Source organism: Nocardia wallacei (genome assembly GCF_029868745.1).
In the GTDB taxonomy this organism is placed as follows: Bacteria; Actinomycetota; Actinomycetes; order Mycobacteriales; family Mycobacteriaceae; genus Nocardia; species Nocardia wallacei_B.
In genome coordinates, this window is record NZ_JARWOP010000222.1 from 1 (window position 1) to 19,359 (window position 19,359).

Annotated in this window: 17 protein-coding genes; 7 read left to right on the plus strand and 10 right to left on the minus strand. The window is 69.7% G+C overall.

Going from position 1 to position 19,359, the window contains the following annotated elements:
- Nucleotides 1-127: 127 nt before the first annotated feature.
- Nucleotides 128-892 carry an SDR family NAD(P)-dependent oxidoreductase gene (locus tag QH470_RS18650; RefSeq protein ID WP_280273665.1) on the minus strand — a complete coding sequence of 255 codons (765 nt, stop codon included), beginning with the start codon at nucleotides 890-892 and terminating at the stop codon, nucleotides 128-130.
- A 160-nt stretch (nucleotides 893-1,052) separates the two neighbouring features.
- On the opposite strand from QH470_RS18650, the gene rsmA reads away from it, so the two are divergent.
- A complete protein-coding gene (gene rsmA / locus QH470_RS18655; RefSeq protein ID WP_280273666.1) occupies nucleotides 1,053-1,934 on the plus strand; it encodes a 16S rRNA (adenine(1518)-N(6)/adenine(1519)-N(6))-dimethyltransferase RsmA in 882 nt (293 codons plus the stop codon).
- A gap of 10 nt (nucleotides 1,935-1,944) precedes the next feature.
- Here the strand turns inward: rsmA and QH470_RS18660 are convergent, their stop codons facing one another.
- The 4 genes from QH470_RS18660 to QH470_RS18675 all read right to left on the minus strand — a co-directional run bounded on the left by QH470_RS18660 (nucleotide 1,945) and on the right by QH470_RS18675 (nucleotide 5,936).
- Nucleotides 1,945-2,478, minus strand: coding sequence for an LpqN/LpqT family lipoprotein (locus QH470_RS18660; protein ID WP_280273667.1), 534 nt, complete (start codon nucleotides 2,476-2,478; stop codon nucleotides 1,945-1,947).
- Nucleotides 2,479-2,599: 121 nt separating this feature from the next.
- Nucleotides 2,600-4,837: a heavy metal translocating P-type ATPase gene (locus QH470_RS18665; protein ID WP_280273668.1), complete on the minus strand. Its 2,238-nt coding sequence runs from the start codon at nucleotides 4,835-4,837 to the stop codon at nucleotides 2,600-2,602.
- Nucleotides 4,834-5,730, minus strand: coding sequence for a hypothetical protein (locus QH470_RS18670; RefSeq protein WP_280273669.1), 897 nt, complete (start codon nucleotides 5,728-5,730; stop codon nucleotides 4,834-4,836). The genes QH470_RS18665 and QH470_RS18670 overlap by 4 nt, the downstream gene beginning before the upstream one ends.
- Nucleotides 5,730-5,936: a heavy-metal-associated domain-containing protein gene (locus QH470_RS18675; protein WP_280273670.1), complete on the minus strand. Its 207-nt coding sequence runs from the start codon at nucleotides 5,934-5,936 to the stop codon at nucleotides 5,730-5,732. Before QH470_RS18675 ends, QH470_RS18670 begins: the two co-directional genes overlap by 1 nt.
- 161 nt (nucleotides 5,937-6,097) lie before the next feature.
- Between QH470_RS18675 and QH470_RS18680 the strand changes: the two genes are divergently transcribed.
- Both QH470_RS18680 and QH470_RS18685 read left to right on the plus strand, forming a co-directional pair.
- Nucleotides 6,098-7,027 (plus strand): 4-(cytidine 5'-diphospho)-2-C-methyl-D-erythritol kinase, encoded by a 930-nt coding sequence (locus tag QH470_RS18680; protein WP_280273671.1) that lies wholly within the window; start codon nucleotides 6,098-6,100, stop codon nucleotides 7,025-7,027.
- 105 nt (nucleotides 7,028-7,132) lie between these two features.
- A complete protein-coding gene (locus QH470_RS18685; protein ID WP_280273672.1) occupies nucleotides 7,133-8,956 on the plus strand; it encodes an ABC-F family ATP-binding cassette domain-containing protein in 1,824 nt (607 codons plus the stop codon).
- 13 nt (nucleotides 8,957-8,969) lie between these two features.
- Here QH470_RS18685 and QH470_RS18690 read toward each other — a convergent pair whose 3' ends face one another.
- Nucleotides 8,970-9,812 (minus strand): Abi-alpha family protein, encoded by an 843-nt coding sequence (locus QH470_RS18690; protein WP_280273673.1) that lies wholly within the window; start codon nucleotides 9,810-9,812, stop codon nucleotides 8,970-8,972.
- Nucleotides 9,803-11,125 carry a DUF445 domain-containing protein gene (locus tag QH470_RS18695; protein ID WP_280273674.1) on the minus strand — a complete coding sequence of 441 codons (1,323 nt, stop codon included), beginning with the start codon at nucleotides 11,123-11,125 and terminating at the stop codon, nucleotides 9,803-9,805. Before QH470_RS18695 ends, QH470_RS18690 begins: the two co-directional genes overlap by 10 nt.
- A 271-nt stretch (nucleotides 11,126-11,396) precedes the next feature.
- Between QH470_RS18695 and QH470_RS18700 the strand changes: the two genes are divergently transcribed.
- Both QH470_RS18700 and QH470_RS18705 read left to right on the plus strand, forming a co-directional pair.
- Nucleotides 11,397-12,272 carry an Abi-alpha family protein gene (locus QH470_RS18700; protein WP_280273675.1) on the plus strand — a complete coding sequence of 292 codons (876 nt, stop codon included), beginning with the start codon at nucleotides 11,397-11,399 and terminating at the stop codon, nucleotides 12,270-12,272.
- A gap of 73 nt (nucleotides 12,273-12,345) precedes the next feature.
- A complete protein-coding gene (locus QH470_RS18705; RefSeq protein ID WP_280273676.1) occupies nucleotides 12,346-12,870 on the plus strand; it encodes a nuclear transport factor 2 family protein in 525 nt (174 codons plus the stop codon).
- A 4-nt stretch (nucleotides 12,871-12,874) separates the two neighbouring features.
- Here QH470_RS18705 and QH470_RS18710 read toward each other — a convergent pair whose 3' ends face one another.
- Nucleotides 12,875-14,491 carry a peptide chain release factor 3 gene (locus QH470_RS18710; RefSeq protein WP_280273677.1) on the minus strand — a complete coding sequence of 539 codons (1,617 nt, stop codon included), beginning with the start codon at nucleotides 14,489-14,491 and terminating at the stop codon, nucleotides 12,875-12,877.
- A 320-nt stretch (nucleotides 14,492-14,811) separates the two neighbouring features.
- Between QH470_RS18710 and QH470_RS18715 the strand changes: the two genes are divergently transcribed.
- Nucleotides 14,812-15,420, plus strand: a complete 609-nt coding sequence (locus QH470_RS18715) for a 50S ribosomal protein L25/general stress protein Ctc (protein WP_280273678.1) — start codon at nucleotides 14,812-14,814, stop codon at nucleotides 15,418-15,420.
- A gap of 22 nt (nucleotides 15,421-15,442) precedes the next feature.
- Nucleotides 15,443-16,033, plus strand: a complete 591-nt coding sequence (gene pth, locus QH470_RS18720) for an aminoacyl-tRNA hydrolase (RefSeq protein WP_280273679.1) — start codon at nucleotides 15,443-15,445, stop codon at nucleotides 16,031-16,033.
- 139 nt (nucleotides 16,034-16,172) lie between these two features.
- On the opposite strand, the gene QH470_RS18725 is transcribed toward pth, so the two are convergent.
- Both QH470_RS18725 and QH470_RS18730 read right to left on the minus strand, forming a co-directional pair.
- Nucleotides 16,173-17,828 (minus strand): fatty acyl-AMP ligase, encoded by a 1,656-nt coding sequence (locus tag QH470_RS18725; RefSeq protein WP_280273680.1) that lies wholly within the window; start codon nucleotides 17,826-17,828, stop codon nucleotides 16,173-16,175.
- A gap of 161 nt (nucleotides 17,829-17,989) precedes the next feature.
- Nucleotides 17,990-19,186: an aminotransferase class V-fold PLP-dependent enzyme gene (locus QH470_RS18730; protein ID WP_425302701.1), complete on the minus strand. Its 1,197-nt coding sequence runs from the start codon at nucleotides 19,184-19,186 to the stop codon at nucleotides 17,990-17,992.
- Nucleotides 19,187-19,359: the final 173 nt, after the last annotated feature.

A 19,359-nucleotide genomic window follows, 5' to 3' on the forward strand; every position in this document is an offset into this window, starting at 1 on the left:
TCCTGCATCAGCTTCACCCTCCCCCTCTTAAAGCGTCCGGTGCGTTTTTAGTTTGGGGGTGCGGGGCTATATGGGTTGTTTTTTGCGGTTGGGGTGTGGGGGGGTGGGGATGTGCGGATTGCGTGTCCTACATGAGGGCTCCTCCGTCTACTCGGATTTCGCTGCCTGTTATGTAGCGGCCGTCTTCTGAGGCGACCATGGCTACTGCGCCGGCTACGTCTTCGGGGTGGCCTAGGGCGCCGTTGTTCAGCCAGCCGGTTAGGCGGGCGAATAGGCTCCAGTCGGCGTCGGGGGGTGTTTCCAGGTTTGTGGTGATTCCTGTGGTTATGCCGCCGGGGACTATGTTTACCGCGCGTAGGCCCTGTTTGGCGTATTCGAGGGCGATGGCGTGGGTCATGGCGTTTACTCCGCCCTTCGAAGCTGAGTAGGCGGCCATGTAGGGGTGGGCGCCGAAGGCTGAGGTGGAGGAGAAGTTCACTACTACGGGGTGGTCGCCTTGTAGGAGGGTGGGGATTGCGGCTTGGACCATCAGGAAGGTGCCGGTCAGGTTTACTCCTATTACCTGGTTCCAGGCTTCGAACGGCATTTCGTGGGTGTGGGCGGTGCGCATGATTCCGGCCGCGTTGACCAATACGTCCAGGCCGCCTAGGTGGTCCACGGCGGTGGTTACGGCGGTGCGGACCGAGTCGGGGTTCGATACGTCGACCTGGACGGTTTCGAATCGGGAGCTGTGCTCGGTCGCGGCTTCGGCGGTTTCCTTCAGGCCGGCTTCGGCGATATCGGCGGCCACCAGCTCGGCGCCCTCGGACAGGAGGCGCAGGGCGATGCCCCGGCCGATGCCCGATCCGGCTCCGGTGACCAGCACCCGTCGTCCGTCGTATCTGCGCTGCATTGCGTGCGTCCTTTCGAACAGGGGTGAAACGCCGGTTCGTTGTTCCGGTACCCGAGAAAACTAGAACGAGTACTAGTTTGCGTCAATGTGCCGCCCCGGGTGGCGTCTCCGCTCGGGTTGGTGCGGTGCCGGCGGGGCGGGGCTTGGTAGGTTGTCCGGCGTGTCCGAACCCGCCTTTGTCGCCCGTGGTCAGGCCGATCTGCTCGGGCCCGCCGAGGTGCGGGAGCTGGCGGAGCGGCTGGGGGTGCGTCCGACCAAGCAGCTCGGGCAGAACTTCGTGCACGACGCGAATACGGTGCGGCGGATCGTCGGGGCGGCGGGGGTGGGGCGCGAGGACGTGGTGCTCGAGGTCGGGCCGGGGCTCGGCTCGCTGACGCTGGCGCTGCTGGACGTGGTGGATCGCGTGGTGGCGGTGGAGATCGATCCCGTACTGGCGCAACAGCTTCCGGATACGGTGGCCGATCGCGCCGGGTCGCTGGCCGAGCGGCTGAGTGTGGTCGAGGCCGACGCGCTGCGGATCACCGGACCGGATCTTCCCGTCGCTCCGACCGCGCTGGTGGCGAACCTGCCGTACAACGTGGCCGTGCCCGTGCTGATCCATCTGCTGGCCGAATTGCCCGGCATCGCAACGGCTCTGGTGATGGTGCAGGCCGAGGTGGCGGATCGGCTGTCGGCCGAGCCGGGCTCGCGCATCTACGGGGTGCCGAGCGTCAAGGCGGGCTTCTTCGGAACCGTCCGGCGTGCGGGAGCGGTTGGACGCCAAGTCTTCTGGCCGGTGCCGCAGGTCGAATCGGGGCTGGTGCGCATCGAGCGCCACGCCGCGCCGCCGTGGCCGCAGGACGTCGCCTTCCGCAAGCGCGTGTTCACCGTGGTCGACGCCGCATTCGCCCAGCGCCGCAAGACCTTACGCGCGGCCCTGGCGAACTGGGCAGGGTCCCCGGCCGCCGCCGAACAGCGCCTGATCGCCGCCGGTATCGACCCCACCGCGCGCGGCGAAACCCTCGACACCGCAGCCTTCGTCCGCCTCGCCGAGCAGTCCTGAGGGCGTTCGGTCAGCCCGCGGAGGTGAAGGTGAGGCCCGCGACTACGGCGGCGGCGTCGGTCCCGTCGTGCTCGGCGCGGGTGGTGACGGTCAGTTGGACCAGGTAGGGCGTGGTGTCGCTGTCGATGAGGGTGTAGCGGTTGTAGGCCCAGAGGGTCAGTGGGGCAATGGCATACGTGCCGGTGATGGCGGCCGAGGGGTAGCCGCCGAAACGGCCCAGGTGCGTGTCCCGCTCCGCCCACTCCGGCAGGCGGCGGGCATCGGTGAAGCCGCAGGCGAGCAGGGTGTCGGCGTCGACGGGGCCGGACAGCCGCACCATCAGCACCACCGCGTTGTCGGCCCAGCCGTCTTCGGGCGCCTGCGCCCAGACGCCGTAGGTACCCGCGAAGCTCTCCGCGGGCATCTGCTGCCAACCCTCCGGAACTCCGACCGACACCACCGGGGCACCGTCCGTACCGGGCGCGACCGGCTCGGCCGCGATTTCCGCGGCGGCCAGGTACTCGGCGATGGTGAGCAGTTGTTCGGGTCCGTTGGGGGCTGTCACGGGTATCCTCTCGGCGCGGCGCGAGCGTGGTCGCTGCGAGTCTGCCATGCGCGGCAGGTATGTCCGGACACGGGCGAACGGGCCGCCCGAATCCCGGACGGCCCGCTCGGCGGCGACCCGCTCAGTGGAACGAGCGCAGCCGCAGGCTGTTGCTGACCACGAAGACGCTGGACAGTGCCATGGCGGCCCCGGCGAGCATCGGGTTCAGCAGCCCCGCCGCGGCCAGCGGTATGGCCGCCACGTTGTAGCCGAACGCCCAGAACAGATTTCCCTTGATGGTCCGCAGGGTGGCCCGGGACAGCCGGATGGCGGTCGCCACGGTCCGCAGATCACCGCGCACCAGCGTGATGTCCCCGGCCTCGATGGCGACATCGGTGCCGGTGCCCATGGCCAGGCCCAGATCGGCTCGGGCGAGCGCGGCCGCGTCGTTGACGCCGTCGCCGACCATGGCGACCACCCTGCCCTCCCGCTGCAACCGTTCCACCACCGCCAGCTTGTCGCTGGGCAGCACCTCCGCGATGACCTCGTCGATACCGACCTGATCGGCGACGGTGCGGGCGGCGGCGGCATTGTCACCGGTCAGCAGGACCGGGGTGAGGCCGAGCGACCGCAGGTCCGAAATCGCCTCGGCGCTGGTGGATTTGATCGCATCGGCGATTACCAGCACGCCGTGGGCGACGCCGTCCCACGCCACCGCGACGGCGGTGTGCCCGGCCCGTTCGGCCGCGGCCTTCGCCTCGGCCAGCCGGTCGGGCATGGTGACCGACCAGTCCTCGAGCAACTCGGCGCGCCCGATGATCACCGCGCGCCCGCCGACCAGTCCCTGTACGCCCTTGCCGCCGTGGCTGACGAACTGCTCGACCGGGTCGATCGACAGCCCGCGCTCCTTGGCGCCGGTGACGACCGCCCGCGCGACCGGATGCTCGGAGCCGTGCTCCACGGCCGCGGCCACGGCCAGCAACTCGTCGGGCTCGGTGCCGTCGGCCGGAATCGCTTCGGCCAGCGTCATTCTGCCGGTGGTGACGGTGCCGGTCTTGTCCAGCACGACGGTGTCGATGCGCCGGGTCGACTCCAGCACCTGCGGGCCCTTGATCAGGATGCCCAGCTGGGCGCCGCGCCCGGTGCCGACCAGCAGCGCGGTCGGTGTGGCCAGGCCCAGCGCGCACGGGCAGGCGATGATCAGCACCGCGACCGCCGCGCCGAAGGCGGTGCTCACCGCGGCTCCCGCGCCGAGCCAGAAGCCCAGCGTGACCACCGCGATCGCAATCACGATCGGCACGAACACCCCGGCCACCCGGTCCGCCAGCCGCTGCACCTGCGCCTTGCCGGTCTGCGCGTCCTCCACCAGCCGCGCCATCTGCGCCAGCTGCGTGTCGGCGCCGACGCGGGTGGCCCGCACGGTGAGCATGCCGCCGGCGTTCACGGTGGCGCCGACGACCTGATCGCCGGGCCCCACCTCGACCGGCACCGACTCGCCGGTCAGCATGCTCAGGTCGAGCGCCGAACTACCTTGCACCACAACGCCGTCGGTGGCGATCTTCGCACCGGGCCGGACCAGGAATTCCTCGCCGACGCGCAGATCCCCTACGGGAACGAGGGTTTCGACGCCGTCGCGCAGCACCGAGACGTCCTTGGCGCCCAGCTCGAGCAACGCCCGCAGCGCCGACCCGGCCTTCTCCTTGGACCGCGTCTCGAAGTACCGGCCCGCCAGAATGGCCGTGATCAGTACCGCCGCCACCTCGAAGTACAGCGCCGAGGCCGAATCGCCACGCGAAATGCTCAGGCTGAAGGGATGTTTCATCCCCGGCATGCCCGCGTCGCCGAGGAACAGCGCGTAGACCGACCACCCGAAGGCGGCGATGGAACCCAGCGAGATCAGCGTGTCCATGGTGGCGGCGCCGTGCTTGGCGTTGACCCAGGCCGCGCGATGGAACTGCCAGCCGCCCCACACCACGACGGGTGCGGCCAGGGTCAGCGAGAGCCACTGCCAGTTGTCGAATTGCAGCGCCGGAACCATGGCCATCGCGGTGACCGGAATCGCCAGCGCCAGGCTGACCAGGAGCCGGTGCCGCAGCGGCGCGGTGGCCGCCGGCGCCGAATCCGCCTCGGGCGCTTCGGTTCGCGCCGGTTCGGGGCTGTGCACGGCGGCGGTGTATCCGGTGTCGACCACCTTGGCGATCAGGTCGTCGGTGGTGACCGAGGCCGGGTAGCTCACCTTCGCCTTCTCGGTGGCATAGTTCACCGACGCGGTGACGCCGTCGATCCGGTTGAGCTTCTTCTCGATTCGCGCCGCGCAGGAGGCGCACGTCATGCCGCCGATATCCAGTTCGATCGACCGCTCGGTGGCGGGGGCGCTCATGGGTGACCTCCTTCGTGGTGTCCGGCGTTGCTGTCCGGTGCGGCTGTCGTTGCCGCGGTGGTGAATTCGGCGGTGTGCACCGCGCCGTTGTGCTGGAAATCCAGGTACAGGCGGTACGCCCCGGCGCTGGGGGCCTGTGCGTGGAACGCCACGTCCGGCCCGGCGGGCGTGCGACCCACCTCACCTTGCGGGTGCACGTGCAGGTAGGACAGGTCGGTGGCGCGCAGCGCGACCAGGTGTCCGTAGGCGCCCAGATAAGGCTGCAGGTCGGTGACCGGCTTGCCGTCCCGGGTCACCGTGAAGTGTAGTGCGCTGCCCGCGGTGGTCAGATCGCCGCCGAGGGTGACCCGGTAGCCGTCCACGTCGGCGGTGCGCGCGGGCGGCGGCAGCGGCTGATCCGCGGCCGGGCCCGCCACGGTGACGGTGCGGCTCAGCGTGAGGTCTCCCCCGCCGGCGGGGGAGAAGTCGGTGAACACCCGGTACGTGCCGGGTTCGGCCCATTTCCAGTCGATGGACCAGGTGCCGTCGGCGGCCAGCGCCGGATGCACGTGCCGGAACTGCCGGGCGTCGGACCGGACGACGATCAGGTGCAGATCCTTCTCGTGCAGCGGCGCGTAGGCGGTGACCGGCGCGCCGTTCGTGCCGAGGATCCGGAACCGCAGGGCGCCGGGCTCGTTCGGCGTGCCGGGGGCGGCGATCTCGGTGAGGGTGTAACCCTCCTGGCTGCTCTGCAATCCGTTGCTCATGGTCTCGCTCGCCTGGGTGGAATGGGAATCGCCGTGCCCGGGGGCCGGCCCGGCCGGATCGCCCACCAGGGCGCCGATGCCGAGCGCGGCCCCGAACAACACGACCAGCCCACCGCCGAAGGCGGCGAACCGCAGTCTGTCGTTCATCAGCTCGCCACCTGATATCCCGCCTCGTCGACGGCGGCGGTGACATCGGCGGCGGCGATCGGCGCGGCGGACTCCACCTGCACGCGGCCGCTCGCCAGGTCGACGTCGACGCTGGTGACCCCGTCGATCTTGCCGATCTCCTGCCGCACCGACGCCACGCAGTGGCCGCAGGTCATTCCGGTGACGGTGTAGGTGCTGGTCGCCATGATCGACTCCTTCGTTCTCATCCGATACGGTGCGGGGGTATCCCCTCGCCTCCATGAACATACCCCCCACGGGTACCCGACGCAAGTGATCCGGCCGATCCGATCGTGTCGCCCGCCGCAGCGGCGGCACTTGTCCGTGCCGCGCATTACGCTTGGGGCTCGTGCTTGCTGTTGTGCCCAGCCCCGTGGTCGTGCGGGCGCCCTCGAAGGTGAATCTGCACCTCGGGGTCGGTGATCTGCGTGCCGACGGATACCACGAGTTGACCACGGTATTCCAGGCCCTGTCGCTGAGCGACGATGTGGAGATCGCGCCCGCGGCCTCGCTCACCGTACGGGTGAGCGGCGAGGGCGCCGCGGACGTGCCGACCGATCGGACGAATCTGGTGTCGAAGGCCGCGGTACGGCTCGCGCACCAGGCCGGGCGGGCGCCGCTGGTGGAGATCTCCATCCGCAAGGGCATCCCCGTGGCGGGCGGCATGGCCGGCGGCAGCGCCGACGCGGCGGCCGCGCTGGTCGGCCTGAACGAGCTGTGGGACCTGGGCCTGTCGCGCGACGAACTCGCCGCCGTCGGGGCCGAACTCGGCAGCGACGTGCCCTTCGCCCTGTACGGCGGCACGGCGCTGGGCCGGGGCCGGGGTGAGGAACTGCTACCGGTGTTGTCCCGCAACAGTTTTCACTGGGTGCTGGCCCTGGCCAAGGGCGGCCTGTCCACCCCGGCCGTGTACCGGGAACTGGACCGGCTACGAGAACTGGGCGAGCCGCCGCGGCTGGGCGAACCGCAGCGGCTGATGCAGGCGCTGGCCTCCGGCGACCCCGAAGTGCTGGCGCCGCTGCTGGGCAACGACCTGCAAGCGGCCGCACTGTCGCTGAAACCCGAGCTGCGCCGCACCCTGCGCGCCGGGGTCACCGCCGGCGCGCTGGCCGGGATCGTCTCCGGATCCGGCCCCACCTGCGCCTTCCTCTGCGAAAGCGAGGACGCCGCGGTGTCGGTCGCCGCGGAACTGTCGGGCGCGGGCGTCAGTCGCAGCGTCCGCACCGCCAACGGCCCGGTCCCCGGCGCCCGCGTGATAGCGGACGACCCCCACCACTAGGGGTCGGTCGTCGCCCCGGCGTCAGCCGCGTGGGGCGCGTCCCGGGCGATCGGTACGCTTGCTTGGGCAAATATCGGCTTCGCACGGCGGCACGCAGAAGGATTCATGGCCAACCTGATCAATCTCGAGCAAGTCCGCAAGAGCTTCGGCGTCAAGCCGCTGCTGGACAACGTCTCCCTCGGCGTGCAGGAGGGCGAGCGCATCGGGGTCGTGGGGCTCAACGGCGGCGGCAAGACCACGCTGTTGGAGGTGCTGACCGGGATCGAGGAACCGGACGGCGGCCGGGTGAGCCGGCGCGGCGGACTGCGCATGGCGGTGGTGACCCAGCGCGGCGTGCTGCCCGCGGGCGCCGCGGTCGGCGAGGTGGTGCTGGCCGGGCTGGCCGCGGATGCCCGCACCGACGGCGTCGCCGAGCACGAGTGGGCCGCGAACCCGCGCATCCGCAGTGTGCTGGAGGGCATCGGCATCGCCGGGCTGGGGATGGATACGCCCGTGGCGAACCTGTCCGGTGGCGAGCGCCGCCGTGTGGCGCTCGCGGCGGCCCTGGTCCGTGAACTGGATCTGCTGGTGCTGGACGAGCCCACCAACCATCTCGATGTCGAGGGCGTGCAGTGGCTGGCCGAGCATCTGCTGTCGCGCCGCAGCGCGCTGGTCGTGGTCACCCACGATCGCTGGTTCCTCGACACCGTCGCCGAGCGCACCTGGGAAGTGGTGGGCGGCAAGGTGGAAAGCTACGAGGGCGGCTACAACGACTGGATCTTCGCCCGCGCCGAACGCGCCCGCCAGGCCGACGCCGCCGAGGACCGCCGCCGCAACCTGGCCCGCAAGGAACTGGCCTGGCTGCGCCGCGGCCCGCAGGCCCGCACCTCGAAACCGCGCTACCGGGTGGAGGCCGCCGAGGCGCTGATCTCCGACGTGCCGCCGCCGCGCGACACCGTGCAGCTGGCCTCCTTCGCGCGCAAGCGGCTGGGCCGCGTGGTGGTCGAGCTGGAGGACGTCACCCTGACCACCCCAGCCTGCCCCGGTGAGCCTTTGGCCGGGGGCCGCGAGCTGGTGCGCGATCTCACCTGGCGGCTGGCGCCCGGTGAGCGGGTCGGCCTGGTCGGTGTCAACGGCTCGGGCAAGACCACACTGCTGCGCGCGCTGGCCGGAGACTCGGACCTGGTCTCCGGCAAGCGCGTTCAGGGTCAGACCGTCCGAATCGGCTGGCTCCGGCAGGAACTCGACGACCTGCCCACGAGTATGCGTGTGCTGGAAGCGGTTTCCGATGTCGCCGAGCGAACCATGCTGGGTGACCGCGAGATCACCGCGAGCCAACTCGCCGAGCGGCTCGGCTTCACCCCCGCCAAGCAGCGCACGCCCGTCGGCGACCTCTCCGGCGGTGAGCGCCGCCGCCTGCAGCTGACCCGCATCCTGATGAGCGAGCCGAACATGCTGCTGCTCGACGAGCCCACCAACGACCTCGACATCGATACCCTGCAGCAGCTCGAGGACCTGCTCGACGGCTGGCCCGGCACCCTGGTGGTGATCAGCCACGACCGCTACCTGATCGAGCGCATCTGCGACTCCACCTGGGCGCTGTTCGGGGACGGCAAACTCACCAACCTGCCCGGCGGCATCGAGGAATACCTGCGCAAGCGGGCGGCGCTGCGCGACACCACCCGCAAACCGGCGGCGGGCGGACCGGCGAATACCGCTGCGCCCGCGACGGATTCGGCGGCCTACCGCGCGGCCCGCAAGGAATTCGGCCGCCTCGAACGTGCTCTGGAGAAGCTCACCGAACGGGAGCGGAAACTGCACGCCGCGCTGGCCGAGTCCGCCACCGACCCCGACAAGCTGGTGAGCCTCGGCACCGAACTCAAACAGGTGCGGGCCGAGAAGGAGACCACCGAGGAACGCTGGCTGGAACTGGCCGACGAGGTCGGATAACCGCGGGACGGGGCTACAGCGCCTGGTCCAGGCGTGGAACCGGCAGGCAGGTGCGGACGAACTCGGTGCCGAAACCGGTGAGCGCGATGCTGCGGTAGAAGACCTTGGTGCCGAATCCGGTGCGCTTGAGCAGGCGGCGCACCTCGGGCTGGGACTCCAGCAGCTGGTAGCGGGCCGGGTTGTCGAGCGGGTCGCGGGTCGATTCGACCAGGCCGAGCCGCCGCAGGTTGGTGAGGTAGGAGCCGATCCGGTCGGCGAAGCGAAGCGCGGCGTCCTCTCCGATCATGTTGAGCCCCGGCTCGATCCGCTGCGCACCCGGATTCAGCGGGCGGCCGGTGCGAATGTCGAGGGCGGGCTGTGGGCCGTCGAGGTAGAGGAAGCGCAGGATGCGCGCCTCGTCGGGGGCGAGTTCGGTCAGCATGCGCGCGAAGGCCGGATGGTCGCCCTCCTCGTCGTGCACGCTCGCCGACATCCGCAGCAACTCGGCGCCGCGCTCGCGCAGGCTCGGCGCGGAGCCGCTGCCGGAGCGATCGCCGGGCGCGGGAATGCCGAGCGCCCGCCGCACCGAATCCCGCACCTGCTCACCGGCTTCGGTCAGCACCTCGCGCGGCTGCCGCCCGGCCATGCTGCCGCGCACCACGGTATCGGCGACCCCGACCGCGGTGCCCACGCCCCAGGCGGCCGCCTCTGTCACCGCCGAGAACGCCACCCGCACCACGCCTGTCGCGGCGCGCACCGGGGATTGCCCTCGCGCGGTGGCGGATTCGTCGCGTACGGCCAGCTCCGCGGCCGGCCGCCGCACGAGTTCGGTAGTGTGCTCGGCGCTTTCGCCGGAATCCGGTTCGGTCACACCCATCGCGTCGCTATCTCCGTTCCGAAGATCAGAAGATGAGCGTAACCGGCGAACAGCCCGAGCACACCGCCGTGCACGAACAAAAGCCACTCGTCCTGTTTGATGGCGGAGCGCAACATATCGATGAAATCCGGTGGCGGAAGCGCCGCCATCTGTCTGGCGATGTACTGGCTGACATTCTTGCTCTGCTGCGCGTTGAACGCCGGATCCGCGAACGCCGCGGGCGCGAGATTCTTGCCCGCGTCGGCGAAGTGGTCTTGCAGGGCCTGGTAGTCGCGGTTGCCGATCATGAATTTCAGCGCGCCGCGCGCCGGGCCCAGCGCCCGATCGGTGGCCGGGCGCAGCGTGTCCTCCAGCACCTGCAAGGTGCGGTCGGAGCGTGGGCCGTTGAGCAGCTCGTCACCGACATTGGCGACGGTGATCACCTGACTCGCCACCAGTTCGGCGTACCCCTGGGTGATCTCCGGCTGCCGCTTGATCAACAACCCCTGCCGCCACGGGCACCACCACTTCGGGTAGGCCGGTACGAAGATCAGGTTGATACCGATCCAATTGACCACCCAGCCGATGACCACGCCGCCGACCGGCAGCACGAACAGCGCCGGCCAGTGCGTCAGGTGCAGAATCGCGACCAGCACCGCGCCCATCGGCGCGCCGAAGTAGAAGCCGAAGTTCTGCATGAACCGCAGCTCCTTGGCGCCGAGCACCTGGAAGACCATGTTGAGCAGGTGCGGGCGGGACTGGAAGTACCGGATCACCATCGACTTGACGTCGAGCAGTTGCTCGATGTTGTTGCCGAGTTCGTCGGTGAGTTCCCGAAGGATGTCGGGTAGTTGCTGGCGGACCCGCTCGTGCACCATCTCCCGGACCTGAGCGGGCAGGTTGTACCACAGCTGCGGATGCTCGCGGGTCGCTATGTCCTCGACGATGTCGCGGATCTGTTCATCGGCGATGGCGGTGAGATGTTCGGCCAGCGCGTCGGGTTCGAGTTCGCGATAGAAGTCGGCGACGCTGCCGAGCTTGGCCAGGCCCTTGTCCACGGCGATGGACGCCATCTTGTCGGCCCGCGAGGGCACGATGCCCTGCCAGCCCATCCGGCCGTCGAACTGCAGCAGCGGCAGCACCTGAATGCGCTTGGGCAGATAGGGGAACAGCGTGCGCAGCCCCGGCACGCCCACGCCGTGGAAGCGAACGGGCTTGAACAACATCAGGACGCCGGTCCAGTTGGTGATGTAGCCGATGACGCCGGTGAACAGGGGGATCGTGATCAGTTCCGCCAGAATGGTCGGGTGGATATGAAAGATGCTGTCTAGCACGAGACCCTCCTGCCGACCCCGAACCGGTGACGCCGCCCCGCCGGCACCTCAACGTACCCCGTCGGCTCGAGGGACCTTACTGTGGATTCAGGAATCGAGTCCACTTCCGGTGTTGCGCTGGTCCACAAGGTACTGGGGTGGGAGACTTCGGTCACAACGGTCGGCCGGAATGTCGCATCGGACATCGGCGCCCGGAAGAATGACGACCACCACAGCAGCGGCAGGCAGCGTGAGCGACGCCCGCTCACCCAGGCGATATTCGGAGAAGCACGTGGCAAACGACAGGACCGGACGGGACGTGGTCCGCCCCGGTTCCCGTGCCGTGGAACGCAGCTCTGAGGTAGAGCAGCGACAGATCAGCAACGAGGCCCGGATGATTCGCGGTGTCTTCCGCGCGGCCGGGCTGGCGGCCGGAACCGCCGTGCGCGGCGGACAGTGGGCGGTCGGCACCACCTACGAGGTCACCAAGGAGATCACCCAGGCCGCGCTGAACGGCGAGTCGTCCGCCGACATCGCCGAGCGCGCCGGGGCGGCGCTGCAATCGGTGGCCCGCAATATCCTCGGCGTCACCGAGGGGTCGGTGCGCGAGATCGTCAGCTATGTCCCGACCGGCAACGGCCACACCCAGCAGGCCATCCCCGGCGGTTACGTGCGCTCGTCGAGCCTCGACGATCTGCGCCGTCGCGGTGACGCGCTGCTGGCTCGGTCGGCGGACGTGTACTTCACCGAGGATGTGCACCCGGCCTACGACCGCATCCTCGACCAGATCGCCCCCGACGAGGCCCGCATTCTGCGGTTCATGGCGCTCAACGGACCGCAGCCCGCGGTCGACGTGCGCACCAACAGACCGCTCGGTATTGGTTCGGAGTTGGTGACCGGCGATCTGACCTCGGTGCCCGAAGAGGCCGGCGTCCGCTATCTGGACCGGGCCCGGTTGTACCTGATCAATCTGAACCGGCTCGGGCTGCTGGTGACCTCCGACGATCCGGTCGTGCTGAGCCGCTACATGGTGCTCGAGGTGCAGCCCGTCGTGGAAACCGCCCTCAAACGGGCCGGCCGGGCGCCGAAGATCGTGCGAAAGAGCCTGCGACTGACCGAGTTCGGCGAGGACTTCTGCCGCACCTGCTTCTCCATCAACGGCTCGTAACGCGGCTGATAGCAATCCGATACAGATTTCCCGATCCGCGCAGATTCGCCGCTTCTGGTGGGATTGTGGAGTTATGGATTCCGATGCCGTCTCCGCGATCAGCCGGCTGAAGTTCCGGTATCTGCGGGCACTCGACACCAAGTCCTGGGACGACTTCGCCGACACCATGGTCCCGGAAGCGACGGCGACCTACAGCGAGTACCTGCAGTTCGAATCGCGCGACGCGTTCCTGGCGTTCATGCGCAACACGCTCGGCCCGCACGTGATCACCGAACACCGCTGCGACCATCCCGAGATCGATATCGACGGCGACACCGCGACCGGCACCTGGTATCTCGCCGACACGGTGCTGATCCCCGGTCACAACATGCTGTTGCGCGGGGCGGCGTTCTACAACGACCGGTACGTGAAGTGCGACGACGGCGCCTGGCGCATCGCCCACACCGGGTACGAACGCACCTACGAGGTCGTGCTGTCCATGTCGGACCTGCCCAGCCTGCGCCTGACCTCGAGTCGCTGGGGACTCATCGCCCAGGAGCCGGGGATGACGCCCGACTCCGACAACTCGCCCCCCGACGCCGCCGAAACCATGGGCTGAGGGCTCAGTCCGCGGTCGCGACCAGCGGTTCGAGGGTCAGGTTCGGCATTTCCTTCTGGATGTACTGCAGGCGCCACTTATCGCTGAACAGCGCCAGGATCGCGCCGTCGGTGCGGGTGAAGACCTCCACCCCGCGCTGCCGGTCCAACTCGGGGGCCGAGTCGGCGTCGGTGCGGCGGGCCAGCTGGTACGGCAGGTTGTCGAGGTGGGTCTCGACATTGAACTCCGCCTGCATGCGGGCGGTGACCACCTCGAACTGCATCGGACCGACCGCGGCCAGCACCGGCGAGGCGTCGCCGCGGGTGTCGTTGCGCAGCACCTGCACCACGCCCTCGGAATCCAGCTGATCGATCGCCTTCCGGAACTGCTTGTACTTCCCGGCGCTCTGCGCGCGCAGCGTGGCGAAATGCTCCGGCGCGAACGACGGGATCGGCGGGAACTGCACCTTCTTACCCACGAACAGCGTGTGCCCCGGGGCCAGCGCGGTCGCGTTCACCAGGCCGACCACGTCGCCCGGATAGGCGGTGTCGACGGTGGCGCGCTCCCGGCCGAAGACGGTCAGCGCGTACTTGGTCGCGAAGGGCTTGCCGGTTTGCGCGTGGGTGACCACCATGCCGCGCTCGAACTCGCCGGACACGATGCGCATGAACGCCAGCCGGTCGCGGTGGGCGGCGTCCATGCCCGCCTGCACCTTGAACACGACCGCGCTGAACGGGTCCGCGGGAGTGCGCGGCGCGCCGTTGACATCGGTGCGCGGACCGGGCGGGGGCGCCAGTTCCACCAGGGTGTCCAGCAGCTGGCGCACACCGAAATTCAGCATCGCCGAGGCGTAGATGACCGGCGAGGTCTGGCCCGCCAGGAACAGTTCCTGGTCGTGGTCCTGGCCGGTGGCCGACAGCAACTCGCTCTCCTCGGCCGCGGTCGTCCACACCTCGGCCTCGCGCTCGGCCGCCTGCTCCGGGGTGTAGGACTCCTCCGGCGCGATGGTGGCGCCGCCCGCGGTACGGGTGAAGTGCACGTATTCGGTGGCCGCGCCGTCCTCGCCGCGGCGCAGCAGGCCGCGGAAGTCGCCCGCGATGCCGACCGGCAGGAACAGGGGAGTGGGCGTCAGCCCGATGCGCTCGCTGATCTCGTCGAGCAGCTCCAGCGGGGCGCGACCGGGGCGGTCCCACTTGTTGACGACGGTGATGACCGGGATGCCGCGATGGCGGCAGACCTGAAACAGCTTGAGCGTCTGCGGTTCCAGGCCCTTGGCGGCGTCGATGAGCATCACGGCGGCGTCGACGGCGGTCAGCACCCGGTAGGTGTCCTCGGAGAAATCCGAGTGGCCGGGGGTGTCGACCAGATTGATCACGCACCCGCCGTATTCGAACTGCAGCGCGGTCGAGCTGACCGAGATACCGCGCGCCTTCTCCATCTCCATCCAGTCCGAGACCGTCGAGCGGCGCCCGGCCTTGCCGTGGATGGCGCCGGCCTCGGCGATCACCTTGGCGTGCAGCGCCAGGGCCTCGGTGAGGGTGGATTTACCGGCGTCGGGGTGCGAGATCACCGCGAATGTGCGCCGCCGTGCCACCTCTTCGGACAGCCCGGGCGCGCTCGCGCCGGCAGTCGGGGAATTCACGGGGGAGTGCTCCTCTTCGCGGGACAGGCAACCGCTCCAGGGTACTCGACCGAACGATCGGCCGACCGAGCCGGCCCACGCGGTCCGGAATCGATCAAGGAGGGTGAAGACCGGGGGCGCCGTGCAAGGGGCCACGGTGGTGCGTGTTATTCTCGTCGGGTTGTCTCGGCGAGGGTGAGGCACTTGTGCTCACCGTGATCGACGTGGCCCGGCTTCCGGTCGTCCTCGTTCGGTCTTCGCCCGACGAGCAGACCCTCGGTCAGGTCCAGCCCCTGACCCAGCATGCAGACCGCCCGGAGAGCCGTAGGAGTTCATCAGTCATGTCCGACGCCAGCCTTCTCGAAGCCACCGTCCGCACCGAGTTCGGCAAGGGCGCAGCGCGCCGTACCCGCCGGGCCGGTCATGTCCCCGCCGTGCTGTACGGCCACGGCGAGGCCCCCAAGCACCTCGCGGTCGACGCGCACGCCTTCGCCGCGATCCTGCGCGAGCACGGCACCAACGCCGTGCTGAACCTCGAGATCGAGGGCAAGAAGCAGCTCGCCCTCACCAAGTCCGTTGTGGTGCACCCGATCCGCCGCTACATCGAGCACGCCGACCTGCTGATCGTCAAGCGCGGCGAGAAGGTCGTCGCCGACGTGCACGTCGTGCTCTCCGGTGACGCCGCCCCCGGCACCCTGGTCACCCAGGACGCCACCACCATCTCCGTCGAGGCCGACGCCCTGAACATCCCCGAGGAGATCGAGGTCTCCATCGAGGGCATCGAGGCCGGCACCCAGATCACCGCCGGTCAGATCACGCTGCCGAAGGGCACCACCCTGGCCGCCGACCCGGAAACCCTGCTCGTCAACATCATCACCGCCCCGGCCGCCGAGGCCGCCGAGAGCGAGAGCGCCGACGAGGCGTCCGCCGAGGGCGAGGGCGCCGAATAAGACCGGCGCGTAACGGTTTTCGATGACCGAACCGAACGGCGGACCGCCGCGGCCCGCGCTCGTGGTCGGCCTGGGGAATCCAGGGCCCGAGTACGAGCGCACCCGGCACAATGTCGGCTTCCTGGTCGCCGATGTGCTCGCGGGGCGTGTCGGCGGTCGTTTCACCGTGCACAAGAAGTCCGGCGCAGACCTGCTCGAGGCCCGGCTGGACGGGCGAAAAGTGTTGCTGGCCAAGCCGCGTACGTACATGAACGTGTCCGGCCGGCCGGTCGCGGCGCTGGCGCGGTTCTTCTCGGTCCCGGCGGACGAGGTGATCGTCGTGCACGACGAACTCGATCTGCCGTTCGGCGCCATCCGGCTCAAGCGCGGTGGCGGCGAGGGCGGGCACAACGGGCTGCGCTCGGTGTCCAGCGCTCTGACCACCAAGGACTACCTGCGGGTGCGGTTCGGCATCGGCCGGCCGCCGGGCCGACAGGACCCGGCCGACTTCGTGCTCAAGCCGTTCTCATCGGTCGAGCGCAAGGAGGTCCCCGTCCTCGTGGAGCAGGCCGCCGACGCCGTGGAACTGCTCCTGCGCGTCGGGCTGGAACCGGCGCAGAACCAATTGCACTGAGCGCGAACTCTTTCGGCGCACAACCACCGTCATCCGGCAACCACCGTCATCCCGGCGTGCTTTTTTGGCCGGGATCCACTGCCGCTCTGTGGATTCCGGCCAAAAGCACGCCGGAATGACAGGGGGGATGGGGCTTCGGCTACTTGCTCGTTCTGGTGAGGGTCGCGGTCGCGGTGCGGCGCAGCTTGCCCGACGAAGTTTTGGGCAGGGCTCCCGGTCCCAGGACTGTCACGCTGCGCGGGCGCACGCCCACCTCGGCGAACACCTCGTGCACGATGTCGTGTTCGATGCGCCGGACCTCCGCGGCGTTCTGGTGGTCGTTGGTCTCCACCACCACGGCGAAGCTCTCGCGATACTGGCCCGCGTCCAGCCGGACCGCGACCGCGTTGCCCGGCCGCACCCCGCGCACGCGCAGCGCGGCGCGCTCGATGTCGGTCGGGAAGATGTTGCGGCCGCCCATGATGATGACGTCCTTGATCCGGCCGCACACGACGATCAGGCCCTCCTCGGTGAAGTAGCCGATATCGCCGGTGTCCAGCCAGCCCGCGTCGTCCCGGGTGGGCAGGAAGCCGTCGACCGTGACGTAACCGGCGGTGACCGCGGCCCCGCGCACCTCGATCACTCCGACCGAGCGGGTCGGCAGCGGCGTGCGCTCGTTGTCGACCACGCGGCCCTCCAGCCCGTCGACCAGGTAGCCCAGCGTCGGCAGCCGCCGCACGGCGCCGTGATGGGTGCGCGGATCCGCCACCGGCACGGCCTTTCCCAGCGCCTCCAGCAGGTCGGCGTCGACGATGTCGAGCACCATGCCGTGCCCGGGATCCGGGATCGACACGGCCAGTGTGGTTTCCGCCATCCCGTACACGGGCGTGATCGCCATCGGGTTGAGCCCGAATCGTTTTCCCGCGGCCGCGAGGGCCTCGATGGTGTCGGGATCGACCGGCTCCGCGCCGTTCCACATGTAGCGCACGCTGCTCAGGTCCACCGCGCCGTCGTCGGCTTGGCGCAGGCGGCGGGACAGCAGCGCGTAGGCGAAATTCGGTGCGGCCGTGACGGTCCCGCGATACTTCGTGATCAGCTCGGCCCACAGCAACGGCCGGTGCAGGAAGTCCAGCGGTGTCACGCACACCACCTCGGCGCCGAATTGCATGGGCACGCTGAGGAATCCGACCATGCCCATGTCGTGGAACAGCGGCAGCCAACTGATCATCACGTCGTGGTCGAGCTGGAATTTGACCCGGTCGAACATGGCGTAGGCGTTGGCGAGGAAGTTGCCGTGCGTGATCCGGACCGCCTTCGGCGACCCGGTCGAGCCCGAGGTCAGCTGTTGCAGAGCGATATCGCTCTCGGCGGTCGGCAGCGGATCGGTGTCCGGACCGGCGGGCAGGTCGTCGATGCGCACGACGGTGATGCCGCGTTCGACCAGCAGCGGGGCGGCCGCCTCGAACGGCGCGCCCAGCACCACGGCGCGGGCCTCGATCATGTGCAGCACGGTCTCGGTGTCGTGCGCCCACTGCATCAGGTCGGTGCGCGGCGTCGGCTGGTGCAGCATCGTGATCGACGCGCCGCGCATCCAGATCGCCTGGCATGCCGGGGCGATATCGGCCGGGAGGCCGGCCAGCACCCCGACCGCGTCACCGTGTGCGAGACCGGCGGCGGCCAGGCCACCGGCCATCCGGCGGGCGGTGCGGTGTATCTCGCCCCAGGTCTGCCGGCGCGGCGCCGCCGGCTCCCCGGTGACCAGGCCGCGCGTGGATTCGCGCGCGGTCGCGTACATCTCGTCGGTGAACCGGCTCACGATCGACTCCCTCACGAAGTCGGACACGGGAAGCGGAGCCGAGCGAGAGCGTGGGCGGTTCTCGCTCGACCCCACACAACCGGATTACGGATCCCGTGCCGACCCGGTTCATCGGGCCGTCGCCCGCGCGATGGCGGGCACGGCCGGGCCGGGCGCGGCGCTCAGTGCCCGGCGGCGAGCGCGGCGACGGCGTCGGCGAAACGATCCAGCTCGGCGGTGGTGACGAAGCAGTGCGGGGAGGCGCGCACCACCGCGTCGAGTCCGCGGGCGGACATATCGAGCAGCGTGGAGCCGCGATGGCTGACGGTGACCGTGATGCCCTGTTCCGCCAGGCGGTCGCGGACCTCGTGGGGGTGCAGGCCCTCGACGGTGAACGAGACGATCCCGCTGTGCTGTGTCCCGAGATCGCGCACGGTGACGCCGCCGATCTGGGGGAGCGTCTTGCGCAGATACCCGGCATTGGCGGCGACCGCGTCGTAGACCTGCCCCGGACCGAGTTCCAGCAGATAACGCACGGCGGCGCCGAGACCGAGGCGAGCCGCGACATCGTGTTCCCAGAATTCGAAGCGGGTGGCATCGGGGGCCAGGCGGTACTCCCGCGGGCCCGTCCATTGCGCGCTGTGCAGGTCCAGGCGGGCCGGCTCCATGGTCGCGGCCAATTCCGTTCGTACGTAAAGGAATCCGGTGCCGCGCGGGCCGCGGAGCCATTTGCGTCCGGTGGCGGACAGGGCGTCGACGCCGAGCGCCGCGACGTCGAGGGGCAACTGGCCCGCCGACTGGCAGGCGTCCAGCAGCACGATCGCGCCCGCCTCGCGCACCACCCGGGCGGCCTCCGCGACCGGGTTGACCAGACCCCCGTTGGTGGGGGCGTGCAGCAGCGACACCAGCTTCACGCGCTCGTCGACCAACTCGGCCAGGGCGTCGACATCGAGCTGCCCGGTCGGATCGGTGGGAATGGCCTCGACCACGGCGCCGGTCGCGCGGGCGCGCTGCAGGGCCGCGATGGCGTTGCTGGCGTAGTCCGCGCCCGAGACCAGGATCCGGTCGCCGGGGGCCAGCGGGATCGAGTAGAAGAAGTCGGCCCAGGACCGGGTCGCGCTGTCGCTCAGCGCGATTCCCGACGGATCGGCGTTGATCAGGGCGCCGATGGCCGACCGCACCGCGGCCAGGTCGGCCAGCCGTTCGTTGGCCGCGCGATAGCCGCCGACCTCGGCCTCCCGGCGCAGGTGGCCGATCACGGTGTCCACCACGACTCGCGGCGGCAGCGAGGAGCCGGCGCTGTCGAGGAAGACCGGCGACGGCCGGGCGGTGTCGTCGTAGGCGGCGATGTCGGCGCGAAGGCGAGTCTGATCCAGCACCTCATCGACGATAGAAGATCCCGCGCCCGCGGCAGGGGTGCCAAGCTCTCCGAGCGATTTCCTTCGGTGACGCATTTTCCCTGTTAGGGCGGCTTTGTGGGGAGTATGTCACCAATTCTTCAGGACTCTTGTCGGTCACCCCCGTTACTCTGGGTCGGGTCGGCGGAAGGCAG